This window comes from Nocardiopsis deserti (genome assembly GCF_008638355.1).
Lineage (GTDB): Bacteria > Actinomycetota > Actinomycetes > Streptosporangiales > Streptosporangiaceae > Nocardiopsis > Nocardiopsis alborubida.
Genome location: NZ_VWVS01000019.1, coordinates 1 through 18310, shown reverse-complemented (window position 1 = coordinate 18310; position 18310 = coordinate 1). Strand labels below are relative to the sequence as shown.

Genomic DNA, 18310 nt, shown 5'->3' with positions numbered 1-18310 from the left:
GCGCCGACCTCAGGACGGCGACGACGGGAACAGCGACCGCCCCGACACACTGGCCGGAACCTCCAGCCCTGGAGCCAGACCCGGATCCGGCTCCGGCGCCCCGAAGTCCTGCCGCACCGGCAGCACACCCGCCCACACCGGCAGGGCCAGGTCCTCCTCGTCATCCGTCGGCGGACCCGTGCGCACCTTCACCGACGCCTCCTCCAACGACAGCGCCAGTACGCGCGTGGCCGCCAACTCCTTCGCGGTCGGCTGGCGGGCCTCCTCCCACCGCCCCGGCGTCAACTGCTCGACCAGCGCGCGCAGCCCCTCCAGCCGCTCCTGCTCGTCCTCCACCACCCGAGGCACGCCGTAGACCATCGCGGAGCGGTGGTTGACCGAGTGGTTGAACAGCGACCTGGCCAGCACCAGGCCGTCCAGCAGGGTCACGGTCACGCACACCTCGCCGCCCGCGCGCAGCGACCGCGCCCCGGTCGAACCGTGCAGGTACAGGGTGTCGCCGACCCGCCCGTAGGCGGTGGGCACCACCATGGGCGCGCCGTCGACCACCACCCCCAGATGGCACACCATCCCCTCGTCCAGGAGGTCGTACAGGTCGGCCCGGTCGGTACGGGCCTTGTGCTTGCCGCGGCGCAGCCGGGTGCGTTCTGTCGTGGAGAGCATGCCCATAGCCTAGAAAGCAAGTGGACCTTTCGACCATGGCCACTTCTGCCCGAAAACGAAGGACCACTGTGCCCCGACGCCTGGCCGAACCGGCCTTCCACCTCGACCGTTCCGCCGCCCGCCCCCTCACGGTGCAGCTGTCCGACGCACTGCGCGGGGCCATGTCCGGCGGGACCCTCGCCCCCGGGGAACGCCTGCCCTCCAGCCGTGCCCTGGCCGTGCAGCTGGGCGTGAGCAGGACCGTGGTCACCGAGGCCTACCAGCAGCTCTACGCCGAGGGCTGGCTGGAGGGACGCCACGGCTCGGGCACGTTCGTCGCCCAGGACGGCTCACCGCCCTCCCCCGCCCGGCTCCCCGTCCCCTCCGCCGACGGACGCGGCGCCCGTGAGCACACCGCCAGCGGGAACGACGACGGCAGCGGACACGGCACCCCCTCCGCCACCGCGAGTCCCACCGTGCGCACGACTGCCCCGCGCACCTCCCGGGAACAGGCCCGCCGCCAGGGCATGATCGACCTGCGCCCCGGCGCCCCCTGGGTCCGCGACCACGACCGCGCCGCCTGGCGCAGGGCCTGGCGGCACGCGGCCGAACAACCCCTGGACGAGGACCCCGACCCCCGCGGCCTGCCCCGGCTGCGCGCACTCCTGGCCGACCACCTGCGCCGCACCCGCGGAGTACGCATCGGCCCCGAGAACGTCATGGTCACCCGCGGCACCGGCAACGGCCTGGACCTGGTCGGGGCCGCCCTGCTCGGCGCGGGCACCCGCGCGGGCGTGGAGGAGCCCGGCTACCAGAAGGCCCGCACCATCCTGGCCGCCCGCGGAGCCCGCGTGCTCCCCTGCCCGGTCGACCACGACGGCATCCTCACCGAGCACCTGCCCGGCCACCTGTCCCTCGTCTACACCACACCCGCCCACCAGTACCCGCTCGGCGGACGGCTGCCCGTCCCTCGCCGCGAACGCCTCCTGGCCTGGGCCCGCCAGAACGCGGCGGTGGTCGTGGAGGACGACTACGACGCCGAGTTCCGCTACGACGTGGCGCCCCTGCCCGCCCTCTACGGCCTGGACCCCGGCCGCGTCATCCTGCTCGGCACCCTGTCCAAGACCCTCTCCCCCGACCTGGGCATCGGCTGGATCGTCGCCGAACCCCCGCTGCTGGAACGCCTGGCCGACGTCCGCCACGACCTGTCGGACCGCACCAGCGTCCCGGTCCAGGCCGCGACCGCCCTGCTGCTGGAACGCGGCGACCTCGACCGGCACCTGCGCCGCATGCGCCTGGAGTACGCCCGCCGCCGCGAACTGATGATCGAACTCCTCACCACGCGCCCCCTCGGGGACACCGCGGGCCTGCACGTCCTGCTCCCGCTGCCAGCCCGTGCCGTCGCCCCCGTGGTCGCCGAGGCCGCCGAACGGGGCGTCCTGGTGGACGACACCTCACGGGCCAGCCACGGAGCCCCGACCGTGCACGGACTGGTCCTCGGCTACGGGTCAGCGCACCCCGCCGACCTGCGCCGCGCCTGCGCGGTCCTCAACGAGGCCGTCGCCCGCCACACCGGGCGCGAAGGGGCCCACGACCGTGAAGAGGCGCCCGGCCCCGCCTGAGCCGGGCGGCGGGAGCCCGGGGCACAGGCGACCGGCCGCGACCGGTCACACCTCCAGCGCGGTCTGCCCGGGAACCTGCCGCTGGCGCTCCTGACCGCTCTGGGTCAGACACCTGCGACAGGTCACCGGCCCGGCGGAGGCGCGCAGGCGCAACGGGTCGACGGAGGCGTGGCAGGCCACGGCCGGGACCGGCACCCCCGCCCACATGTGCGTGGCGAGCGCGTGCACGACCAGGGCGTTGCCGATCCGCACCCCGGCCGCTCCCGCCAGCTCCTCCCGACGGCGGCGCAGGGTCGCGGTCAGGTGCTCCACAGCGGGGTCGCCCCCCTCGTGTCCCTGCCCGCCCATCAGGCCTCGGCCCAGACGCCCAGTTCGTTGCCGCTGGGGTCGGTGAAGTGGAAGCGGCGCCCGCCGGGGAAGGCGTAGGGGCCCCGCACCACACGGCCGCCCGCGCCCTCCACGGCCTCGACGGAACGGTCCAGGTCGGTCGAGTACAGCAGGACGAAGGGGCCGCCCGCGCGCGTCTCCTCGCCCAGCGCGAGGCCGCCCACCTCGGGGGCGTCCGGCCCCTCGGGGTTCTGGATGCCCGCGTAGCCGGGGCCGTAGTCGTTGAAGCGCCACCCGAACGCCTCGGAGTAGAAGCGTCGCGCCCGGTCCAGGTCGGTGACCGTGAGCTCCAGGTAGTCGATGGCGTGGTGTCGGTGTGCTGGCTGTGTCATACGCCGATTCTCCGGCACGGTGACGACAGTCGTGTCCCGTTGTGGGTTCCGGTCTCCGGTCAGAGTTCTCCCCGATCGAAGGCAGAACGGACAGGCGTTGCCTTTACGACGTAGATTTACCTCTCGGGCAAGAGGAGTGAAAGACGGGCATCCGTCCGCGCGGCGGGGCCGTCCGAGGAAGGCACAGGATCCCGGGTCGTGCACCGACGAAGCAGAGTTCCCAAGACGCGCCACCTGGTCCTCCACGACTACGGGATGGGTGGCCTGTGGTGGTGGGTGTGGGCCGGGTCCGCGGAGGAGATCGTGCGCACCTGCGCCGAGGTCGAGGTGGTCACTGACCCCTACGCCCTCGCACATGCGCGGACATGGGCCCTGGAGGAGGTCCACCTCGACGCGCCGGATCCGAACCCGCTGTCCAGTCTGCGCGCCCAACGGGACGCCCAGCGCGACCAGCCCGGTTTCGGTGCCCTGGCGGGTCGGGACCGTGTGTACCTGCGCTGGCAGGAGGAGGGCGACCCGGAGGTCTTCCTGATGGAGCTCGGTCCGGACGGTCGTCGCTTGCGGCAGGTCGAGATCGACGCGGACGGCACCGCAGTCAGGACGGGCCCTGAGGACTGGCCGTTCAACCCGCCCTGCGACCTGTACGAGCCGCGACACGCGTCCCTGGAGATCAGCGGCAGCGACTTCGAGGAGGCATGGTGCCGGGCCCGCCCCGAGCCCCGGGGCTGACCCGGCCGGGCGCCCGGGTTCGGCGCGGGAGGCTCCGTCGCTGGAGGGACCCCGGGGGCCGGGGTTCGGGCAACGCGGCCGAAGCAAGGTTCGGCTAACCTCACCTGGAGGCAGCCCGCCCCCGTGTCCCCAGGCGAGGAAGAAGAGGTCCCGTGCGCGTCGAACAGCCCGGCCACCGCGAGATGATCCGCACCCGCGTGGTGCGGACCGAGCGCCTGAGCAAGCACTTCGTCACGGTGACCCTGGGCGGCGCCGAGCTGGCCGACTTCGCCTTCCTCGGCCGGGACCAGTTCGTGCGCCTGTTCCTGCCCCGCGCGGGCCAGGACCGGCTGCACATGCCCGCCGACGCCGACAAGCGGTGGTTCGAGCAACTCCGCGCCATGCCGCCGAGCCGCCAGCCGCACGTGCGCAGCTACTCGGTGCGCCGCTTCGACCCCGAGGCGCTGGAGATGGACATCGAGTTCGTGGACCACGGCGACGCCGGTCCCGCCTCCGCCTGGGCCCGCGCCGCCGTTCCCGGGGACGAGGCGGGCATGCTCGCGGACGGCGTGTACTACCTGCCTTCGGAGGAGGCCGACTGGCACCTGCTCGTCGGCGACGAGAGCGCCGTGCCCGCCCTGCTCTCCATCCTCGAACAGGCCCCCGCCCACCTGCGCGGACAGGCCTACCTCGAAGTACCCTGCACAGACGACGTCCGGCCTGTCCAGGCCCCGCCCGGAGTGGAGGTGCACTGGCTCGCGCGCACCGACCCCCACACCGTCCCCGGACAACTCGCCCTGGAGACCGTACGCGCCGCCCCGCTCCCCCAAGGACGCCCCTACTGCTTCGTCGCAGGAGAGAACACCCTGCCCACCGAACTACGCCGCATCCTCGTCCGCCAACACGGCATCCCCAAGGACGACATCGCCTTCATCGGCTACTGGCGCCACGGCCGCGCCGCCATGGACTAGACGGGTCATTCCACGGACGCCTGGCCTGAGCACGAGGCGAGGGAGCCCGTGGTGGTGTTGTGACGCGGTTGACGGCCCATGACCACCGGCCCCCGGGAATCACTCATCCAGGGCCCGCCCGCCGTCTCCGGCGCCCATCGCCTCGAAGACGCCTTCGCGATCCGAGGGCCGGACCAGCGGATCGTCGTGGACGCCGTAGGTCAGAGTCGGCTTCGACGCCATTCCTCCGTTCGCTGCCGCGCTCAGTCCGCAGTTGCGAAAATCAAACGCCAGTACGTTGTGACCGTTGTCGTGCAGAATCCTGTAATCCCGCACGAAGTCGTTTCCCAGCCCGTCCCCCAGGCGGACCTCCACGGTTCGAGGTGCGCCGGGAATCCGTAGCGGGAGAAACCCCGTCACAGTTCAGCCGCGGCTACAAGCGTGCGTTCGGCACTCCCCCGGCGGCCGATCCCCTGCGGCAGAGACCAGCGCGGGAGAGACCAGCGCGGGAGAGGACCGCCCGACGACTTCCTGACGGTTCCGAGGACCCGCTTTGAGCCCCTCTCCTTCGCGCCACCCGACGCCGCTCCCCTCGTCCACGAGCGTCGGCGCCGCGGCCGACCAGGTGTCCTGCCGGACCGCGGCGGCGCGAAGCGGGCCGTCCGGTCAGGAATCGAGAAGCGCCGCCCCCGCTCCCCCGTCTAGCGTTGACACCACGGACCCCGCCGGTCACACGGACCGGCACGCGACGGTCGTCGTCCGGTACTGGTGGGCCCGACCCAGACGACGCCGACGCAGAGGCCTCGCCCGACCGAGGGAGAAACAATGAGCACGGCCACCAGGGCGGACGCGGGGGCGTCCGAACCGCACGCCGCCGACAGCCACGACCTGATCCGCGTGTACGGCGCACGCGAGAACAACCTCGGGGACATCAGCGTCGAGATCCCCAAACGACGGCTGACGGTGTTCACCGGCGTCTCCGGCTCGGGCAAGAGCTCCCTGGTGTTCAACACGATCGCCGCGGAGTCGCAGCGGATGATCAACGAGACCTACAGCGCCTTCGTACAGGGCCTCATGCCGACGATGGCCAGGCCCGACGTCGACGTCCTCGACGGGCTGACCACCGCGATCATCATCGACCAGGAGCGGATGGGCGCCAACATCCGCTCCACGGTGGGCACCGCCACCGACGCCAACTCGCTGCTGCGCATCCTCTTCAGCCGCCTCGGGAAACCGTACGTCGGCTCGCCCAACGCGTTCGCGTTCAACGTCGCCTCGGTCCAGGCGAGCGGCGCCATCAAGGTCGGCACCGGCAAGGCCGTGAAGCAGACCTTCACCCGCACCGGCGGCATGTGCACGCACTGCGAGGGGCGGGGCGCGGTCTCCGACATCGACCTCACCCAGCTCTACGACGACTCCAAGTCGATCGCCGAGGGCGCGTTCACCATCCCCGGCTGGAAGTCGGACAGCTTCTGGACGGTGCGGGTCTACGCCGAGTCGGGCTTCGTGGACCCCCACAAACCGATCCGCGACTACACCGAGGAAGAGCTCGCCGACCTCCTGTACAAGGAGCCGGTCAAGGTGAAGATCGAGGGCGTCAACCTCACCTACGAGGGGCTGATCCCCAAGATCCGCAAGTCGTTCCTGTCCAAGGACCGGGAGGCGATGCAGCCGCACATCCGGGATTTCGTGGACCGGGCGGTCACCTTCACCGCCTGCCCCGAGTGCGAGGGCACCCGCCTGAGCGAGGCGGCCCGGTCCTCCAGGATTCGCGGGATCAGCATCGCCGACGCGTGCGCGATGCAGATCAGCGACCTGGCCGCCTGGATCCGCGGCCTCGACGAGCCCACCGTGGGACCGCTGCTGGCGAAGCTGGGGCACACGCTCGACTCGTTCGTGGAGATCGGACTGGGCTACCTCTCGCTCGACCGGTCCTCGGGCACCCTCTCCGGCGGCGAGGCGCAGCGCACCAAGATGATCCGCCACCTGGGCTCCTCGCTCACCGACGTCACCTACGTCTTCGACGAGCCCACCGTCGGGCTGCACCCGCACGACATCGAGCGGATGAACCACCTGCTGCTGCGGCTGCGCGACAAGGGCAACACCGTGCTCGTCGTGGAGCACAAGCCGGAGACGATCGCGATCGCCGACCACGTGGTCGACCTCGGCCCCGGAGCCGGTGACGACGGCGGCCGGATCGTCTTCGAGGGCGGCGTCGAGGGGCTGCGCGCCAGCGGCACCCTCACCGGCCGCCACCTCGACGACCGGGCCCGGCTCAAGCCGAGGGTGCGCACGCCCCGCGGCGCCCTGGAGATCCGCGGCGCCGACGCCAACAACCTGCGCGACGTCGACGTGGACGTGCCGCTGGGCGTGCTGTGCGTGGTGACCGGCGTGGCGGGCAGCGGGAAGAGCTCGCTGGTCCACGGGTCGGTCCCCGCGGGCGCGGGCGTGGTGTCGGTGGACCAGAGCGCGATCCGCGGCTCGCGGCGCAGCAATCCGGCCACCTACACCGGGCTGCTCGACCCGGTCCGCAAGGCCTTCGCCAAGGCCAACGGCGTGAAACCGGCCCTGTTCAGCGCCAACTCCGAGGGCGCCTGCCCGGCCTGCAACGGCGCCGGGGTGCTCTACACCGACTTGGCGATGATGGACACGGTCGCCTCGCCGTGCGAGGAGTGCGACGGCAGGAGGTTCCAGCCGCAGGTGCTGGAGTACCGCCTGGGCGGTCCGGACAACGGCCGGGACATCAGCGAGGTCCTCGCGATGTCGGTGGCCGAGGCGCACGCGTTCTTCGACGGCGAGGGGGCGAAGGTGCCCGCGGCCGCGAGGATCCTGCGGCGGTTGGAGGACGTCGGCCTGGGCTACCTCAGGGTCGGCCAGCCGCTGACCACCCTGTCCGGCGGCGAGCGGCAGCGGCTCAAACTGGCCGTCCACATGGCCGGGGAGGGCGGCGTCTACGTCCTGGACGAGCCGACCAGCGGCCTGCACCTGGCCGACGTCGAGCAGCTGCTCGGCCTGCTCGACCGGCTCGTGGACTCCGGGAAGTCGGTCGTGGTCGTCGAGCACCACCAGGCGGTCATGGCGCACGCCGACTGGATCATCGACCTCGGCCCCGGGGCGGGCCACGACGGCGGCCGGATCGTGTTCCAGGGCACGCCCGCCGACCTCGTCGCCACCCGCTCCACCCTCACCGGCGAGCACCTCGCGGCCTACGTCGGCGCCTGACCGGCCCGCGCGGAGCCGACGGCCCCGGCCGGTCCCGTGACCGTCCGGATGGCCGCGGCCCCGCACCGGGGCAGGGCGGCGACCGGTCCACTGCCCGCCGGGCGGCGGGCCGGACCCGGTGAGGCTCCTGCTCAGGGCCTCAACCGGCGGAGGTGACCTCCAGAAGCGAGCCCACGCGCTCCACCGTCAGCCGGGACTCACGGCGCAGGGCGGCGGTGTCCATGCCCTCGTCGCCCAGCACGACGAGCAGGGCCTCCATCCCGACCGCGTAGACGACCGCGTAGCCGCCCTGGCAGCGGGTGACGACCTCGCGCAGGGGTCCCAGCCCCGTCTCGTCACCGGTGCGCTTGCCCAGGCCCAGGGAGGCGGCGGCGAGCGCGGCCAGCGCGTGGGGGCGGCCGCCCTGGATGTCGGAGGCCACCAGCATGCCGTCGGAGGCGGCCACGGCGCTGTCGGTCACGCCGACGACGTGCTCGCGCAGCCGCGCCAGCTCCTCGGCGATCTGACCCTGAACCATCTAATCGCTCCCGTGCTCGTCGGTCGGCCGCGGCGCGCGGCCGGTGTGGGCGTCCAGGTCCTCCAGCGCGCGGCGCACCCTCTCCAGGGGCACCGCGGCGCGCTGCGCGCGGCGCAGGGCGGCGATGGGCCCCGGTTCGGGCTCCTTGGGGCCGAACAGGCCCGGCCGGGGGCGCGGTCCCCGTGGCACCGGGGAGGGGGTGCGCTTGGGCAGGGCGGTCAGGCCGCCCGCCTCGTGTCCCCCGGCAGGGGGTTCGCCGCCGCGGGCCGGACGGGGGCGTCCGGTCGTGCTCATTCGGCTTCCCCTCCCGTGCCCGCCCCGACCGTCCCGTGGTCGGCGCCCAGCGAGCGCAGGCGTTCGCGTACGTTCCCGGGGACGGGGGCCGACGAGGCCCGGGGCGCGGGGCGCACGGCGTTGGAACCCGGCCGCCGCTTGGCCAGCGCGGACGGGCCCTCGTCCGGGGCGGCGGCCTCGGGCGTGCGGCGGGTGAGGCCGTCCGCTCCGCCGGGGGCGGCGGCCTCCAGCAGCCCGCGTTCGGTGAGGCGCGCGACGTCGGCCATGACCCCGGTCAACCCCCGGCCCAGGGCGAAGGCCAGGTCCCGGGGGGTGCGGCGGCCGTTGGCCTGGGTGAGCAGGAGCCGGTAGGCGGAGGGGAGGGAGTCGCGTACCGGCCCGGCGGCCACCGGGCGGCGGCGGGCCAGTTCCGCGGGCGCGCCCCACCGGTCGGTGAGGAAGGCCAGGCGGCGCCCGGCCTCGGTCAGCACCTCCTGCGGGTCCAGGCCGTGCGCCAGGCCCAGCAGCGGCGGCGCGGCGTCGGCGAGCACGGCCTCCACCCGGGTTTCGGGGGACAGGCACAGCGCCAGGGCGCCGTCCGCCAGGGCCGTGGCGCACGCGAGTTCGAGTACCGCGGCCGAGACGGCGCCGCGGCTCAGCAGTTCCCGGGCCAGGCTGTCGGTGTGGGCGGCGGCCTCGTAGGCGTCGGCCCAGACCCCGGCGGGGACCGCGCCGGACCTGACCAGGAGGGTCTCGGGCGTGGGCGCCGCCGGTGTGGTGACGGCGGTGACGCGCCCGGCGCTCAGGTGGACCAGGGCCTCGGGCGGGCCGGTCAGACGCAGGGCTCCGGTGAGCCCCTCCTCGCGGGCACGGAGCAGGGCCTCGGCCAGGGCTCGCGGGGGCGCGACGGCGCTCATGACAGCAGCGCCGCGGTGTGCTCGTCGGCCTGGTAGCGGGCCAGCGCGAGGTTGGTCCGCGCGCGGTCGAAGACCAGGACGAGCAGGACCTCGTCCGCGACCGGAGAGGGCACGGCGCGGGTCAGCACGTGGTGGCCGTCGGTGGTGACCACGCTCTCCTGGACGGCCGGTTCGTGGGAGGCGACGGCGAGGTCGAGGGCCAGGTGGTGGGAGTCCGCCGCGTGCTCGGGGTCGGGCAGCGCCGACGCCGCCCCCGATCGCGCGTGCGCCTGGCCCGTCGCGCGGTCCACGAGCATCGCGGCCACGACCCCGTCACAGCTCAGGTAACGCTCCGTGGATACAGCTGTGCTCGACACGTGCCCCCCGGCGTCCGATTGCCTCCAAAAGACATTTAACAGTCAAAGCGGAGCAAAGAGAACACACTGTGGTAACGATGGGCCCTCGCCACAAACTGTCCACTTACGCACCCTCCAGGCGTTTCGCTAACTTTCGACATGTATCGCCGCTCCTGCGGTGGACACCGAGCGTGAGGAGACGCCATGAACGCCGAAGCGGCGATGAAGGAAGCCATGGGGATCGAGGGCGCCATCGGCGTCGCGGTCGTCGACTACGAGAGCGGCATGTCCCTGGGCACCATGGGCGGAGGCGGCCACTTCGACCTGGAGATGGCCGCCGCGGCCAACACCGAGGTCGTGCGCGCCAAGACGCGCGCCCTGGGCGCGATCGGCCTCGACGACCGCATCGAGGACATCCTCATCACGCTGAGCAGCCAGTACCACCTCATCCGCCTGCTGGAGAAGTCGCACGGCAGCGTCTTCCTCTACCTCGCGCTGGACCGCCAGCGCGCCAACCTGGCCATGGCCCGCCACACCCTCCGGCGCGTGGAGAGCGAACTCCAGCTCTGACCCCGCCCGCGGTCAGCGGGAGAGCAGTTCCCCGTCGTCCGGCGCGCCCTGCCAGCTGCGCCACAGGTCGGCGTAGCGCCCTCCGGCCGCGACCAGCTCGGTGTGCGTCCCCTGCTCGACGACGCGGCCCCGGTCCATGACCACCACGCGGTCGGCGGTCTGCGCCTGGGTCAGCCGGTGCGCCACCACCAGCGTCGTGCGCCCGGCGGTGGCCGCGGCGGCGGCCCGCTCCAGGCGCCGGGCGCCGGAGCTTCCCGCCTCGGCGGTGGCCTCGTCCAGGACCGCCACGTCCGGGTCGGCCAGCACCAGCCGGGCCAGCGCCAGGTGCTGGGCCTGCTCGGCGGTCAGGGCGTGCCCGCCCTCGCCGACCACCGTGTCCAGCCCCTCGGGCAGGGCGCGCACCCACTCCAGGGCGCCGACGGTCTCCAGGGCGGCCTCCGCCTCGGCCGCGTCGGCCCCGGCGCGGGCCAGGCGCAGGTCCTCCAGCAGGGTTCCGGCGAACACGTGGGTCTCCTGGCTGACGAGGAAGACGTGCTCGCGCACCCGCCGCTCCCCCAGCTCCTCCAGGGGGATCCCGCCCAGGTAGACGGTTCCGGCCGTGGGCGTGCGCAGACCGCTGACCAGGGCGGCCAGGGTGGTCTTGCCCGCGCCGCTGGCCCCGACCAGGGCCACGCGCTCGCCCGGAGCGACCTCCAGCGACACCTCCTCCAGGGCCGCCGGGCCGCCGGTGCCGTAGGAGTGGGTGACCCCCGCGACGCGGACCGAGGAACCGGCCGGGCCCTCCTCCGCGCCCGGGTCGGCCTCCACCGGGAGGTCGACCACACCGGCCAGGCGGGCCAGGCTCGCCCCGGCCGACTGCACCTCGTTGAAGTTCATGACCAGGAAGATCAGCGGGCCGAACAGGCGGTGGAAGTACAGGGCGGCGGCGGTGACCATGCCGACGCTGGCCAGGTCGGCGCGCACCAGCCAGAACCCGGCCACCAGCACCGCGGTCAGTCCGACGCACTCGGCGGCGTTGAGCCGCGACCCGAAGCGGGTGAACAGCCGGAACACCGCGACCGTGATGTCCATGGCGGCGGTCGAGCGCTCGCGCACCCGGGACTCGTGCTCGTCCTCCAGGCGGTAGGCGCGCACGGCGGAGCGCCCGCGCAGGGCGCCCATCATCGCGTGCGAGCGCTCGCCCATGGCCACGCGCTCGCGGGCGTAGTAGGGACCCGAGCGGGGCAGGTACCAGCGCACGGCAGTCACGTAGACAGGCACGCAGAGCATCGCGGCCAGGCCCAGGCGCCAGTCCAGGGCGGTGATGCCCACCGCGGTCAGCAGAACGGTGGCCAGCGCGACGACCGCGTCGGGGCCGCTGCGGGCGATGCTGGCGGTGACCACGGCGACGTCGTCGCCGACCCGGGAGAGCAGGTCACCGATGCGTACCCGCTCCAGGCGGGCGGCGGGCATGCGCAGCACCCGGTCCATGACGCGTTCGCGCAGGCGGGCCAGGACGGTCTCGCCGACCCGGCTGACCAGCCAGCTGCCCACGCCCGTGAGCAGACCGCCGAGCAGACCCGCCCCGGCGATCAGCAGGACCGAGGACAGGACGGTGTCCAGCCCCCGCCCCGCCGAGATGTCGTCGACCATCCGGCCCAGCACCCAGGGGGCGACCAGTCCGGCGGCGCTGCCCGCGAGCACGGTGGCCAGGGCCAGGGGGGTGCCCCAGCCCGTGCCGCGCACCCCTTCGCCCAGCACGGCCCACGTGCGGCGGGCCGAGGCGGTGGGCAGCAGCTCCCCGTGTTCGCTCGCGGAGTCCTCCACCGGCGTGCTCATCGGTCGTCCTCCGGGTCGTGGGTGTGGGGAAGGAGGGCTCGGCGCCCTGGGGCGGCGGTCGGCGACGGAGCGCTCTGGTGTGCTGTGAACCGCGAGGGGGCGCTCTGCTGCGGGGCGGTCAACGCAGTACCGCCTCGCGGTAGTCCGCGTCCTCCTCGACCAGCAGCGCGTGCGTGCCCGCGCACCGCACCCGCCCTCCGGCCAGCACCACGACGCGGTCGGCGCGGGCCAGCAGCGCCGGGCTGTTGGCCACGACCAGGGTGGCCCTGGCCGCGCCCGCGCGGGCGGCGGCGGTGCCCCGGGCGATGGCCTCCTCGGTGACCGCGTCCACGGCGGTGGTGGGGTCGTGCAGCACCAGGACGGGCGGGTCGGCGACCAGGGCGCGGGCCAGGGCCACGCGCTGTCGCTGGCCGCCGGAGAGGTTGGCGGCGCGGTCGGCGACCGGTCGGTCCAGGCCCTCGGGGTGGCCGTCGACCAGGTCCGCGGCCGAGGCCGCGCGCAGGGCGTCCAGCAGCCGCTCCTCGTCGCCGCCCGCGCCGGTGTCCAGGTTGGAGCGCAGGGTGCCCTCGAACAGGGTGGCGCCGTGCTCCTCCACCAGGACCGCCTCGCGCAGGGCGTCCAGGGCGAGTTCGGGGACGGGGACGCCGCCCACGGTGAGCGTGCCGTCCAGGGCCGCGGGCTCGGCCCGGCCCGAGAGCAGTTCCAGCAGCGCCTCGGCGTCGCGGGGGTCGGTGGTGAGCACGCCGACGAGTTCGCCGGGGGCGAGTTCGAGGTCCACCCCGCGCAGCGTGCGGTAGCTGACCCCGGACAGCGCGACCACGGGCTCCCCCGCGCAGGCGCGCTCGCCCGGGGTGACCGCGTCGGGGGCGTTGAGCAGGCGCACCAGCCGCCGGGCGGAGGCGCGGGCGGTGGCGAACAGCTGGCCGACCATGCCCAGCCCCTGCACGGGTTCGGCCAGGAACTGGGCGAGGCCGATGACGGTGACGAGTTCGCCGATGCTGAGGCGCCCCTGGAGGGCCATCCACCCGGCCACGCCCGCCACACAGGCCAGGAAGACGGCGCTGGCCGCGGTGACCAGGCCGCGGTAGACGCCGTTGCTGGCGGCGGCGCCGACCGAGGCGTCCAGGGCGAGGGTGCTGGCCCGGCGGTAGCGGGTGGCCGCGTTGCGCCGCGCCCCGATGCCCATGAGGACGCGCAGACCGCTGACCAGGTCCGTGGCCAGGGCGGTGGCCCCCGCGGCGGTGGCCTGCTTGGCCTCGCTGCGCCGGGTGATGCGGGCGGCGGGCAGGCGCAGGAACAGCATGAGCAGGGGGACGCCGACGAGGACGCCGGCTCCCAGGGGGACGTCGATGGCCAGGAGCGCGACGGTGGTGACGGCGATGGCGACCACCACGGCGATCGACGCCGACCAGGCGCGCACGTACAGGGCGGCCTGCTCGGCGTCGGAGGTGGCCACCGACAGGACCTCGCCCGCGCGCAGGCCGCTGCGTTCGCCGCGCGGGTCCAGGGCGCGGCGGGCGGCCTCCACCCGCAGCAGGTGCGCCTCGTTCTCGACGGCGCGCAGGGTGAAGCGGGCGCCGTTGCGGTAGGCCTGGGCCAGCACGGTGAAGAGCACGACCATGCCCGCGACGCAGACTCCCAGGGCGCCGACGTCGCCGGTGAAGACGGCCCAGTCGATGGTCAGGCCGATGGCCACCGGGACGAGGGCCTCGGCGACCTGGTGCAGGGAGAGCAGGACCACGCCGACGGTGACGTGGCCGCGGTTGCGCCTCAGGGTGCGGCGGCGCAGGGCGCGCACGCTGTCGGGGACCTCCCGCTCGGGGACGCGGGGAGAGCGCCGTTCGCGCTCGGCGGCGGGGGCGGGGGCTGGGGCGGCGCTCATACGGCGCGTCCGCTCGACGCGGGGCGCGCTGCCCCGTACAGACGTCTACTCATCCGATGTCCTGTTCCCCCCGCGATGTCGTGCCCTGGGCAAGGCTAGCCGGTGTTCCCCGGGGCCTCCGCTTCGCTTCGGCCCGTGTTCGGGCGCCCGGAGAACGGGAGCCCTGTGGGCGCCCGAACCGCCCCCGCAAGCTGAGGCAGGTTCGGAAAACCGACCCTAGTCGGCTGGCGGAGCGCCCACGGAACCGGGAACCACCGGCCCCGGACCACCGTGCCACACCGACCTTGGTTAGGCTAACCTTTCCCATGTCGGTATACGGTCACAGCACCCCGAGACCGGACGAACCCGACACCCGCCGCTCTCCGACCCGAACGAAGGGGCCGCGCCTTGCGCATCAGGTATCCGAGCCACCGCACCATGATCCGCACCCGGGTGGCGCGCACCGAGCGGACCAGCGAGCACTTCCTCACCGTGACGCTCACCGGCGAGGAGCTGACCGGGTTCGAGTTCCTGGGCCTGGACCAGTGCACGCGGATCCTCTTCGCCCGGCCGGGCCAGGACCGCCTGCACCTGCCCGTCGCCGACAGCGGCGGCGACGGCAACGGGTGGGTGGCCGCGTTCCGCGCCATGCCCGACGACCTGCGCCCGCACGTGCGCAACTACACCGTCCGCCGCTTCGACCCCGAGGCGCTGGAACTGGACATCGAGTTCGTCGCGCACGGGGACGAGGGCCCGGCGTCGGCGTGGGCGCTGGCCGCCCGGCCCGGCGACGAGCTGGGCCTCTACCCCGAGGGGATCTACTACCTGCCGCCCGAGGAGGCCGACTGGCACCTGCTCGTCGGCGACGAGAGCGCCGTACCCGCCCTGCTCTCCATCCTCGAACAGGCACCCGCCGACCTACGGGGACAGGCCTACCTGGAAGTCCCCGACAGCACCGACATCCGCCCCGTGACCGCTCCCACCGGAGTACAGGTGCACTGGCTACCACGCACCGACCCCCACGCCGTCCCCGGACGACTGGCCCTGGAAACCGTACGCACCGCCCCACTCCCCGAGGGGCGCCCCTACTGCTTCGTCGCCGGAGAGAACACCCTGCCCACCCAACTCCGCCGCACCCTCGTACACCAACACGGCATCCCCAAGGACGACATCGCCTTCATCGGCTACTGGCGCCACGGCGTGGACGCCTACGCCTGACGGTGTGACCCTCGACACGACCGCGCCCCTCAAGGGGGGCCGTGCGGGCCCGTCGATCACCGTGCATACCGCGCCTTACCGGCATACGTGACTTTTTCCGTTCTTCAGCACGAGCTTGCACAAAACCGCCGACTCCAGCACCATAACCCTTGCTTAGGCAAGGCTAAGCTCATCCAATCGACCGAATGAGGCCCCATGAACCCCGGTCCGCTGACCCGCGGCGGCGCGATCGCCGCCGGTGCGCTGTCCCTCCTGCTGCTCGCCGCCTGCGGCGGCCAGACCTCCGGTTCCGCGGAGGGCGGCTCGGACGGCGAGGTCGCCGAGGGGTACCCGGTCACCGTCGAGACCCTCTTCGGCGACGTGGAGATCGCGGACAAACCGACCAACGTCGTCGCCATGGGCTGGTCCGACGCCGAGACCGCGCTGGCGCTGGGCGTGCAGCCGGTCGGTGTGGCCGACTGGCAGGCCTACGGCGGCACGGGCGTGGGTCCGTGGGCGGCCGACATGTTCGACGAGGAGCCGGTCCAGCTCGGCACCATGGAGCCGAACCTGGAGGCGATCGCCTCCCTGGAGCCCGACGTCATCCTCGACACCCGCTCCGACAACAGCCAGGAGCGCTACGACACGCTCTCGCCGGTGGCCCCCGTGGTCGGCCCGCCGCCCGGCGTGGAGGTCACCTACGGCACCACCTGGCAGCAGCAGACCCGCCAGGTCGCCCAGGTGGTCGGCGAACAGGAGCGCGCCGAGGAGCTCATCGAGGAGCTGGAGGGCCGCTTCGCCCAGATCCGCGAGGAGAACCCCGAGTTCGCCGACATGACCCTGACCGTGGGCGCCTACTTCGACGGCCAGTACGGCGCCTACGTGCCCGGCGACTCCCGGGTGGACCTGCTCCAGGAGCTGGGCTTCCAGTACAAGCCCGAGGTCCAGGAGATGGCCGACGACGCGTTCTACGTCGACCTGAGCCCGGAGCGGCTGGAGGTCCTGGACGCGGACCTGACGGTCATGTTCCCCATCGGCGGCACGGCGGACCACCTGCACGAGGACCCGGTGCTCCAGGGCATCCCCTCCGCCGAGGACGGCCGACTGGTCATCCTGGACGACATGGAGCTGGCCAACGCCTTCTCCAGCGGTTCGTACCCGGGCATCTCCCACGCGCTGGACGAGCTGGTCCCGCTGCTCCAGGAGACCGTCAGCTTCTCGGCTCCCTGAAGGGACCGAGCGTGCGGTTGGACCACCTCCGCTGGGTGCGAGGGAGCCCACCGCGTCTGACCCGACAACTCCGCTAGGGGTTGTCGGGTGGGACGTGTGACTTCCGCCCCGCGTTCCACACCACACGACCGCGAGCGGCGATGTTGGCGGAGGCGTTCCGGTCCGCGTGTGCAACGACACCGCAGCCCCGGCAGATGAAGACGGCCTGATCGACCCGGTTCCTGTAGTCCACGTGGTCACACTCAGCGCACGTCTGCGACGTGTAAGCCGGGTCCACGAACACCACCGGCACACCCTTCAGGCGGGCCTTGTAGGCGATGAACTGACCCAGCTGGTGGAAGGACCAGGAGTGCAGCGTGACCCGTTGGGGCCTGCGTTGCCGTACCCGCACGCGAATTCCCTTGAGATCTTCCAGGGAAATGCCGCGCCCGGTGCGTTCGGCCTCGGCCACGATGCGTTTCGAAATCCGGTGGTTGACATCCCGGGCGTGCCTGGCCTCACGGCGGTGCCGCTTCCTGAGCAGACGCTTGGCGGAGCGGGTGCCCTTGGACTGGAGTTTGGTCCGCAACCGCTGTTGGCGCCTGCGGTACCGGTTGATCCCGCGTCCGGCCATGACCCGGCCGTCAGAGGTGGTGGCGATGTTGACGATGCCCAGGTCCACCCCGAGAAAGGAGTCGGGGTCGATCTCGGGGGCATCGGGCACCTCCACAGTCACCGCCAGAAACCAGGCACCGTCGCGGCAGAGCAGGTCGGCCTCGCCCTGCTTGTGTTCGGCCAGCATCTTGATCTGGTCGGGGGAGCCGACGAACGGCACATCCTTTAACCGGCCCTGGAAGGTCCACAGCGAGATTGTGCGCGCGTCCAGAGCGAAGGACAGGTTGCGCGCGTCGTAGGGGTGCGCCGACTCCGGGCGAAAGACGATGGGTGTGGACTCGATCCGCTTCCGGCGGACCGAACCCTTCGGCCCGTAGTTGCCGTTGTCCAGATTGGACCGGCGGGCGCGGTAGGCGTCGCACACCTTCTTGATCACGTGCTGGGCCGCCTGGGAGCCCACTCCGGTCTCACGCAACTGCCGGTAGGTGTGCTTGCGCAGCTCGTAGTTGCGCATCACCCCGCGTTCGTGAGCCACCTTCGCCACCCAGGTGGCGTGGTCGTTGAGCGCGCGCAGGGTCGAATCCAGCACCGCAGCCTGCTCGGGCGACGGTGTGAGCTTGACCCACGCGACGATCTTCGACACGCCCACCATCGTGCACCCGTTCAGTGTCAGCACGCAGCCAAAGCAATCCGATGTGATGCCCGTCACCAGGGGCCGGTGTGGTCCGCGCAGTGATTCCTCTTGGAGTTGAAGCCCCGGGGTCCCTCGCCAAAGCAAAGCTGACGCCCCCGTCCGACAGGTCCCGCCCCGGGCCCTGATCCCTCCCCCGAGGCGGCGACACCACCCCAAAAGCACACAGAGCACACGTTTCACCCCAGCCCCATGGGAGCGATCCCAACTTTTTCGCGTGACCCCCTTGTCCGCGACCGCTCGCGTACGTACAGTCACTTAACGCTTGTTCAGTGGGCACCCGCCCACGCGGGCGCGCCCCTCACGGCCCGTGCGGAACCCGCTATTTCGCACGCGTCGCGGCGCCGGGCGCGCCCGTCCCCCCCCCCCCCCGCGCAACGGAGTACGCCATGACCAAGAGCGCCCGCCGCAGTACCCGCCGCACCGCCACCTTCGCCACGGCGG

18 protein-coding genes are annotated in these 18310 nt (G+C 73.0%); 7 read left to right on the top strand and 11 right to left on the bottom strand.

Annotated elements, in window-relative coordinates; genetic code table 11:
* Positions 1–9: 9 nt before the first annotated feature.
* On the bottom strand, positions 10–663 hold the full coding sequence (locus FYW99_RS24695) for a pyridoxamine 5'-phosphate oxidase family protein (protein ID WP_150254426.1): 654 nt from the start codon (positions 661–663) through the stop codon (positions 10–12).
* A 68-nt stretch (positions 664–731) separates the two neighbouring features.
* Here FYW99_RS24695 and pdxR point away from each other — a divergent pair, with 68 nt between their 5' ends.
* Complete coding sequence (gene pdxR, locus FYW99_RS24690) at positions 732–2264, top strand: MocR-like pyridoxine biosynthesis transcription factor PdxR (RefSeq protein WP_150254425.1); 1533 nt, start codon at positions 732–734, stop codon at positions 2262–2264.
* Between the two features lie 45 nt (positions 2265–2309).
* Here the strand turns inward: pdxR and FYW99_RS24685 are convergent, their stop codons facing one another.
* Positions 2310–2612 (bottom strand): hypothetical protein, encoded by a 303-nt coding sequence (locus tag FYW99_RS24685; RefSeq protein WP_150254424.1) that lies wholly within the window; start codon positions 2610–2612, stop codon positions 2310–2312.
* Complete coding sequence (locus tag FYW99_RS24680; RefSeq protein WP_150254423.1) at positions 2612–2983, bottom strand: VOC family protein; 372 nt, start codon at positions 2981–2983, stop codon at positions 2612–2614. The genes FYW99_RS24685 and FYW99_RS24680 overlap by 1 nt, the downstream gene beginning before the upstream one ends.
* Positions 2984–3181: 198 nt before the next feature.
* Here FYW99_RS24680 and FYW99_RS24675 point away from each other — a divergent pair, with 198 nt between their 5' ends.
* On the top strand, positions 3182–3712 hold the full coding sequence (locus tag FYW99_RS24675; RefSeq protein WP_223839504.1) for a hypothetical protein: 531 nt from the start codon (positions 3182–3184) through the stop codon (positions 3710–3712).
* A gap of 152 nt (positions 3713–3864) precedes the next feature.
* Positions 3865–4662: a siderophore-interacting protein gene (locus FYW99_RS24670; RefSeq protein WP_150254422.1), complete on the top strand. Its 798-nt coding sequence runs from the start codon at positions 3865–3867 to the stop codon at positions 4660–4662.
* A gap of 99 nt (positions 4663–4761) precedes the next feature.
* On the opposite strand, the gene FYW99_RS24665 is transcribed toward FYW99_RS24670, so the two are convergent.
* Positions 4762–5016, bottom strand: a complete 255-nt coding sequence (locus tag FYW99_RS24665) for a hypothetical protein (protein WP_150254421.1) — start codon at positions 5014–5016, stop codon at positions 4762–4764.
* Positions 5017–5466: 450 nt separating this feature from the next.
* Between FYW99_RS24665 and FYW99_RS24660 the strand changes: the two genes are divergently transcribed.
* A complete protein-coding gene (locus tag FYW99_RS24660; RefSeq protein WP_150254420.1) occupies positions 5467–7863 on the top strand; it encodes an ATP-binding cassette domain-containing protein in 2397 nt (798 codons plus the stop codon).
* Between the two features lie 139 nt (positions 7864–8002).
* Here FYW99_RS24660 and FYW99_RS24655 read toward each other — a convergent pair whose 3' ends face one another.
* From FYW99_RS24655 to FYW99_RS24640, 4 genes are read right to left on the bottom strand one after another with little or no spacing between them, the layout of a single operon-like run.
* The gene (locus FYW99_RS24655) at positions 8003–8380 is read right to left on the bottom strand and encodes a roadblock/LC7 domain-containing protein (protein ID WP_150254419.1); all 378 of its coding nucleotides are present in this window, start codon (positions 8378–8380) and stop codon (positions 8003–8005) included.
* Positions 8381–8674, bottom strand: a complete 294-nt coding sequence (locus FYW99_RS24650; RefSeq protein ID WP_150254418.1) for a hypothetical protein — start codon at positions 8672–8674, stop codon at positions 8381–8383.
* Positions 8671–9570, bottom strand: coding sequence for a hypothetical protein (locus FYW99_RS24645; RefSeq protein WP_150254417.1), 900 nt, complete (start codon positions 9568–9570; stop codon positions 8671–8673). The genes FYW99_RS24650 and FYW99_RS24645 overlap by 4 nt, the downstream gene beginning before the upstream one ends.
* Positions 9567–9926 carry a hypothetical protein gene (locus FYW99_RS24640; protein ID WP_223839502.1) on the bottom strand — a complete coding sequence of 120 codons (360 nt, stop codon included), beginning with the start codon at positions 9924–9926 and terminating at the stop codon, positions 9567–9569. The genes FYW99_RS24645 and FYW99_RS24640 overlap by 4 nt, the downstream gene beginning before the upstream one ends.
* A gap of 183 nt (positions 9927–10109) precedes the next feature.
* Between FYW99_RS24640 and FYW99_RS24635 the strand changes: the two genes are divergently transcribed.
* Complete coding sequence (locus FYW99_RS24635; protein WP_017564933.1) at positions 10110–10475, top strand: hypothetical protein; 366 nt, start codon at positions 10110–10112, stop codon at positions 10473–10475.
* A 12-nt stretch (positions 10476–10487) separates the two neighbouring features.
* Here FYW99_RS24635 and FYW99_RS24630 read toward each other — a convergent pair whose 3' ends face one another.
* Together FYW99_RS24630 and FYW99_RS24625 are read right to left on the bottom strand one after the other, a co-directional pair.
* Positions 10488–12293, bottom strand: coding sequence for an ABC transporter ATP-binding protein (locus FYW99_RS24630; RefSeq protein ID WP_150254416.1), 1806 nt, complete (start codon positions 12291–12293; stop codon positions 10488–10490).
* Positions 12294–12411: 118 nt separating this feature from the next.
* A complete protein-coding gene (locus FYW99_RS24625; protein ID WP_150254415.1) occupies positions 12412–14175 on the bottom strand; it encodes an ABC transporter ATP-binding protein in 1764 nt (587 codons plus the stop codon).
* A gap of 417 nt (positions 14176–14592) precedes the next feature.
* On the opposite strand from FYW99_RS24625, the gene FYW99_RS24620 reads away from it, so the two are divergent.
* Positions 14593–15372, top strand: coding sequence for a siderophore-interacting protein (locus FYW99_RS24620; protein ID WP_150254518.1), 780 nt, complete (start codon positions 14593–14595; stop codon positions 15370–15372).
* Positions 15373–15567: 195 nt separating this feature from the next.
* A complete protein-coding gene (locus FYW99_RS24615; protein WP_150254414.1) occupies positions 15568–16581 on the top strand; it encodes an iron-siderophore ABC transporter substrate-binding protein in 1014 nt (337 codons plus the stop codon).
* A gap of 73 nt (positions 16582–16654) precedes the next feature.
* Here the strand turns inward: FYW99_RS24615 and FYW99_RS24610 are convergent, their stop codons facing one another.
* Positions 16655–17827 carry an RNA-guided endonuclease InsQ/TnpB family protein gene (locus tag FYW99_RS24610; protein WP_150254517.1) on the bottom strand — a complete coding sequence of 391 codons (1173 nt, stop codon included), beginning with the start codon at positions 17825–17827 and terminating at the stop codon, positions 16655–16657.
* Positions 17828–18310 lie beyond the last annotated feature (483 nt).

Bases quoted from the DNA above. Each gene is read 5' to 3' on its own strand.
- FYW99_RS24695 (WP_150254426.1), bottom strand. From the start codon at position 663: ATGCTCTCCACGACAGAACGCACCCGGCTGCGCCGCGGCAAGCACAAG.
- FYW99_RS24685 (WP_150254424.1), bottom strand. From the start codon at position 2,612: ATGGGCGGGCAGGGACACGAGGGGGGCGACCCCGCTGTGGAGCACCTG.
- FYW99_RS24680 (WP_150254423.1), bottom strand. From the start codon at position 2,983: ATGACACAGCCAGCACACCGACACCACGCCATCGACTACCTGGAGCTC.
- FYW99_RS24660 (WP_150254420.1), top strand. From the start codon at position 5,467: ATGAGCACGGCCACCAGGGCGGACGCGGGGGCGTCCGAACCGCACGCC.
- FYW99_RS24655 (WP_150254419.1), bottom strand. From the start codon at position 8,380: ATGGTTCAGGGTCAGATCGCCGAGGAGCTGGCGCGGCTGCGCGAGCAC.
- FYW99_RS24650 (WP_150254418.1), bottom strand. From the start codon at position 8,674: ATGAGCACGACCGGACGCCCCCGTCCGGCCCGCGGCGGCGAACCCCCT.
- FYW99_RS24645 (WP_150254417.1), bottom strand. From the start codon at position 9,570: ATGAGCGCCGTCGCGCCCCCGCGAGCCCTGGCCGAGGCCCTGCTCCGT.
- FYW99_RS24635 (WP_017564933.1), top strand. From the start codon at position 10,110: ATGAACGCCGAAGCGGCGATGAAGGAAGCCATGGGGATCGAGGGCGCC.
- FYW99_RS24630 (WP_150254416.1), bottom strand. From the start codon at position 12,293: ATGAGCACGCCGGTGGAGGACTCCGCGAGCGAACACGGGGAGCTGCTG.
- FYW99_RS24625 (WP_150254415.1), bottom strand. From the start codon at position 14,175: ATGAGCGCCGCCCCAGCCCCCGCCCCCGCCGCCGAGCGCGAACGGCGC.
- FYW99_RS24620 (WP_150254518.1), top strand. From the start codon at position 14,593: ATGATCCGCACCCGGGTGGCGCGCACCGAGCGGACCAGCGAGCACTTC.
- FYW99_RS24615 (WP_150254414.1), top strand. From the start codon at position 15,568: ATGAACCCCGGTCCGCTGACCCGCGGCGGCGCGATCGCCGCCGGTGCG.
- FYW99_RS24610 (WP_150254517.1), bottom strand. From the start codon at position 17,827: ATGGTGGGCGTGTCGAAGATCGTCGCGTGGGTCAAGCTCACACCGTCG.